Consider the following 4714-nt stretch of genomic DNA (forward strand, 5'->3'; position numbering starts at 1 on the left):
CCCCTACTCCTCCTCGTCGAGCCTGGCGAGGCGGGTCGTCACATCGTCGGCGAAGCGGGCGAGGAGCCGGACGAGGTCGTCTCGGTCCTGCCGGGGCCAGTCACCGAGGGCGTCGGTGAACCAGCCGAGCAGGAAGGCGAGGTAACGGTTGACGGCCTCGGCGCCGGCCTCGGTGGGTTCGATGAGGCGGGCCCGGGCGTCGTACGGGTCGGGGATGCGGCGGGCGAGGCCGTGCTTCTCCAGGATCTGGACCTGGCGGGTGATGTGCGGGCCGACGACCTGCATGCGGTCGGCGATCTCGCCGATCCGCAGGGGTCCGTCGGCCGTGCGCAGGGTGACGAGCACGCCCACCGCGGGCCGGTCGCGCCCCAGGCCCGCCTCCTCGACGGCGCGTTCGACGAGGCGGCCCCGGGTGAGGGCGGCGCTGAGCCGGGAGATCCGGGTCAGCGCGGCGAGGAGGTCGGGCCGCGGCTCCCCCGGTTCGCGGGCCTCGGGGGAATCGGAAGCCTTGAGGGGGTCGGACGCCTCGGGGAACCCGGGGTCCTCGACGGGCTCAGGAGCCGCGGCGGGCATAGCACCTCCATTTGCATACCTAAGTTAGGTATCTGTATTGTGGGGGTTGGCCACCGCCCGCGAGGGCGACGTGTGACCTCCATAAAGATACCTGAGGTACGTATCTTTCCGCTCGTCCAGGTGCGTACCACCGACGTGCCGGCGGGGATGCCCGCCGGGAAGGAAGTGAGAGGCCATGAACACCGTGTCACGCCCCGTCCGTCGCGTCCTCGTCTCCGGGGCCAGCATCGCGGGCCCCGCGCTCGCGTACTGGCTCGACCGGTACGGATTCGAGGTGACCGTCGTCGAGAAGGCCGCCGCCGTGCGCGGGGGCGGCTACGCCATCGACGTCCGCGGGCCCGCCCGCGAGGTCGTGGAGCGCATGGGGCTGCTGCCGCGCCTGCGCGCCGCCCACGTCGACAGCCAGCGAATCACCTTCGTCGATTCCGTCGGGCGGGCCGTCGGCTCGCTGCGCCCGGAACAGCTGACCGGCGGCGCGGCCGGCCACGACCTGGAGGTCCGGCGCGGCGACCTGGCCGACGCCCTCCAGGAGCCGCTGCGCGGCCGGGTCGAGTTCCTCTTCGAGGACTCGATCGCCGCGCTGGAGGACGACGGGGAGGCCGTCCACGTGCGGTTCGACAGCGGCGCCCGCCGCAACTTCGACCTCGTGGTCGGCGCGGACGGCCTGCACTCGAACACCCGCCGGCTGGTCCTCGGCCCCGAGGAGGCCTTCCACCGCTACCTCGGGCACGTCTTCGCCGGCTTCACGCTCCCGAACGAGTTCGGCCTCGTCCGCGAGGCCGTCGTCTGGAACGACGTCGGGCGCGGCGCGGTCCTCAACGCGCACGAACCCGCCGACCGGCTCCACGGCTTCCTCACCTTCACCCGCGACGACCCGCCCTTCGAGGCCTTCCGCGATCCGCGGGCCCAGCGCGAGCTGGTCGCCTCGCGGTTCCCGGAGCGGGTCTGGCACCTGCCGCGCCTGGTGGCGGCGATGCGGGACGCCGAGGACCTCTTCTTCGACGTCGTCAGCCAGATCCACCTGCCCAGCTGGTCGCGCGGGCGGGTGGTCCTCGCGGGCGACGCCGCGCACGCCACGTCGTTCCTGTCCGGCCAGGGGTCCAGCCTCGCCCTGGTCGGCGCGTACGTCCTGGCCGGCGAACTGGCCGCGCGCTCCGACCACACCGCCGCCTTCGCGGCCTACGAGCGCCGGCTGCGCCCCTTCGCCGAGCGCAACCAGGCGCTGGCCACCGGAGGCGGCACGTCGGTGGCGCCGAGGACACGGGAGCAGTTGGAGGCCCGCAACGCCGTGGTGCGCGATCCGGAATCCGCCGCGAGCGAGCTGGCGACGCCGAGGGCCCGGGCGGCCCGGGCCGCCCACTCGGGCCTGCGGCTGCCGGACTACGCCGGACGGCTGTGACGGTCAGGACGATCGGGCGACGGACCACCGGTGCCGGCCTCCCCACGAACGGGGAGACCGGCACCGTCGGCCTCGGCCGTTACGGCAGCGGGATGCGCACCACCTGCGGGTCGTGGTCGCTGAGCTGCGTGCTGAACTCGCTGTTGATGTGCACGATGTCGTAGCTGTACGACGTGGCCGCGAGCGAGCCGGAGATCAGGATGTGGTCCAGCACCTGCGAGTTGCCCTCGTACACGTAGGTGTAGCGCTCGGGCAGCGGCAGGGTGCGCGGCAGGTCGGTGAGCGAGCCGCCGGCGGTGAGGATGTCGGCGGTCTGCGAGAACTCGAAGTCGTTGAGGTCGCCGAGCACGATGACCGAGGCGTTCGGGTCCACGGCCAGGATCTGGTCGGTGAAGCCCTTCACCGCGGTCGCCTGGGCGTGGCGCTGGGTCTCCGAGGGGTGGGCCGGCGGCTGGTAGCGGCCGAAGAGGGGCTGGTCGCCGCCCTTGGAGTTGAAGTGGTTGGCGATCACGAAGACCGGCTTGCCGTTCCAGCGGAACTCTCCGGCCAGCGGCTTGCGGCTGGAGTTGAACGCCGAGTTGGTCGGGTCGATCCGCCCGGGCGAGTAGGCCAGCTGCGGTGTGCCGCCCGCGTTCACCACGGAGTCGGCGGTGGTGGATCCGGCGCCGGGGCGGTCGGTGAAGGAGAGGCCGCGGTCGGTGCGGAACAGGAACACCTGGCGGATGTTGCCGCCGGGCTGCCCGCCGTCCTGGCCGTCCACCGGGTCGATCTCGCGGTAGGAGTAGGAGGGGCCGCCGGCCGCGGTGATGGCCGCGGTGAGCTTGGCCAGGGTCTGGGTGGCGCTGACCGTGCCGTCGTCGGTGGCGCCGCTGTTGTCCTGGATCTCCTCGAGGGCGACCAGGTCGGGCGAGCGCAGGTTGCCGATGATGCCCGCCGCGAGGCCGTCGAACTTGCTCTGCGGGTCGGAGGGGGCGAGGTTCTCCACGTTGAAGGTGGCCGCGGCGAGCTGCCCGGCCGTCGGCGCGGCGGTGGTCTCGGGCGCGATGCCGCCGGAGGTGACCGCCGGGGTCGCGGTGACCTGGAGGGTGAAGTTGCCGAAGGCGTAGTCGAGCACGCCGACGGTGGCGCCGGTCAGGGTGTCGCCGACGTTGGCGGTCGGGGTCGGTGCGAGCGCCTTCCCGAGGACGACCCGCTCCGGGTTGCCGTCGTTCGCCTGGAGCAGGATGCCGCCCCGGTTGGTGCGGGTGGTGCTGCCCGGCGGGACGACGGCGAGCTCGCCGTACTTGTTGGTCGGGCCGACCACGGCCGCGTTGTCGATCTCGACCCGCATGCCCTCCAGGGACTCCCAGAAGTCCAGGCCGTCGGTGGCGGGCTGGAAGTTCCCGGCCGCCTCGACGTCGCCGGAGGTGACGCTGGAGATGACCGCGGACGGGGGCACCCGCCCGCCCTGGCCGACCACGGTGGCGGCGGGCAGCGCGACGTTGTGGGCGACCACCGTGACGGTGGGCGCGGTCAGTTCGGTGATCGACAGGTTGGTGGTACCGCCGGTGCCGCCGGGGCGGTACTGGGTGACGGTGGCGTTCACCGTCACCGAGTCGCCCACCGCGACCGAGGGCGCGCCGGCGGTGTAGACGTAGATGCCCTCGCTGGTGCCGGGGTCGTTGTCGGGCTGCGGGTCCTGGTACCAGAAGCCGTTGGGGCCGACGGCCGTCACCACACCGGGCACGGCGCTGACCGCGCTGCCCGCCAGCGGGGAGGTGCGGGCGGCGCCCTGGATGTCGTGGATGCGGGTGCCGGCGGGGTTGCCGCCGGTGCCGGTGGAGGAGGAGTTGCGCGGCACGGGCGCGGTGATCGCGAAGTCCGCCGCGTTGTTGTCGGTGTCGGTGGCGCCGCCGCCGGTGCGCAGGGCGGCGGTGGAGTTCGACAGGTTGCCGGTCGGCGTCCCCTCGGCGGAGCTCGCGCCGCTGCCGTAGCCGACCAGGTCCTTCACCCCGGACTGGCTCGCGCAGCCCGAAGCGCAGGCCAGCGCCGTGCCGTTGGTGACGAGGGCGACCTTGCCGGAGGTCGCGGACATGGCGATCGTGCCGGTGGCGTCCGGCGTCGGCAGCGCGGCGCCCGTCCCGGCTCCGGCGGCCTCCTGGACGAGGAAGTAGCGGCCGGGCGCGATCGTCCCGGAGAGGGTGGTCCGCGACCAGCTCCCCCCGGCGGCCGAGGCGTACTGCACCGTCCAGCCGGTGACGGACACCGGCGCGGTGCCGCGGTTGTACAGCTCGACGAAGTCGTTGGCGTACGGGGCGCCGGAGTTGCCGCCACCGCCGTACACCTGGCTGATCACGATGTCGGGCGACGCGGCCTGCGCCACGCCGCCGGGCAGCGCCACCAGCGCCGCCACCACGGCCGCGGCGGAGGCCGCCGCGAGCGTCCGGCGCCGGAACCGCGGCGCTCTCGGGTTGATCCGGGGGTTCGGGGTGCTCCGCATGAGGCTGACTCCTGACCACCGTCCGGGCGCGCGGCCCGGCGGTTGTGACCACGGATGGGAAAGTGGGGCGCTGAGGTTCTAGCAGTGCCACCAGATCCCTACCGGTCGCGTCGGGCAACGGCCAGACGTACGGCGGAAGAACGTTTCTACGCGCGACAAGTGGGAGACTCTGCTCCGGATCCAGGCGGTCAACTGCCGCCTTTTGAACGTTTGTTGATCCACCGAAACAACAGGAACAGCACGGAGCCCGGGCCCGGCAGCAC

General features: G+C 73.1%; 3 protein-coding genes. 1 reads left to right on the forward strand and 2 read right to left on the reverse strand.

Annotation, left to right across the window (positions count from 1 at the left end; all coding sequences use genetic code 11):
• Positions 1-3: 3 nt before the first annotated feature.
• Positions 4-573, reverse strand: coding sequence for a MarR family winged helix-turn-helix transcriptional regulator (locus ACFU7Z_RS36525; protein WP_380782352.1), 570 nt, complete (start codon positions 571-573; stop codon positions 4-6).
• A 175-nt stretch (positions 574-748) separates the two neighbouring features.
• Here ACFU7Z_RS36525 and ACFU7Z_RS36530 point away from each other — a divergent pair, with 175 nt between their 5' ends.
• Complete coding sequence (locus ACFU7Z_RS36530; protein WP_380782354.1) at positions 749-1972, forward strand: FAD-dependent monooxygenase; 1224 nt, start codon at positions 749-751, stop codon at positions 1970-1972.
• A gap of 79 nt (positions 1973-2051) precedes the next feature.
• Here the strand turns inward: ACFU7Z_RS36530 and ACFU7Z_RS36535 are convergent, their stop codons facing one another.
• Positions 2052-4451 carry a lamin tail domain-containing protein gene (locus ACFU7Z_RS36535; RefSeq protein WP_380782356.1) on the reverse strand — a complete coding sequence of 800 codons (2400 nt, stop codon included), beginning with the start codon at positions 4449-4451 and terminating at the stop codon, positions 2052-2054.
• Positions 4452-4714 lie beyond the last annotated feature (263 nt).

Origin of the sequence: Kitasatospora sp. NPDC057518 (genome assembly GCF_042802075.1) — a bacterium.
Taxonomy (GTDB): domain Bacteria; phylum Actinomycetota; class Actinomycetes; order Streptomycetales; family Streptomycetaceae; genus Kitasatospora.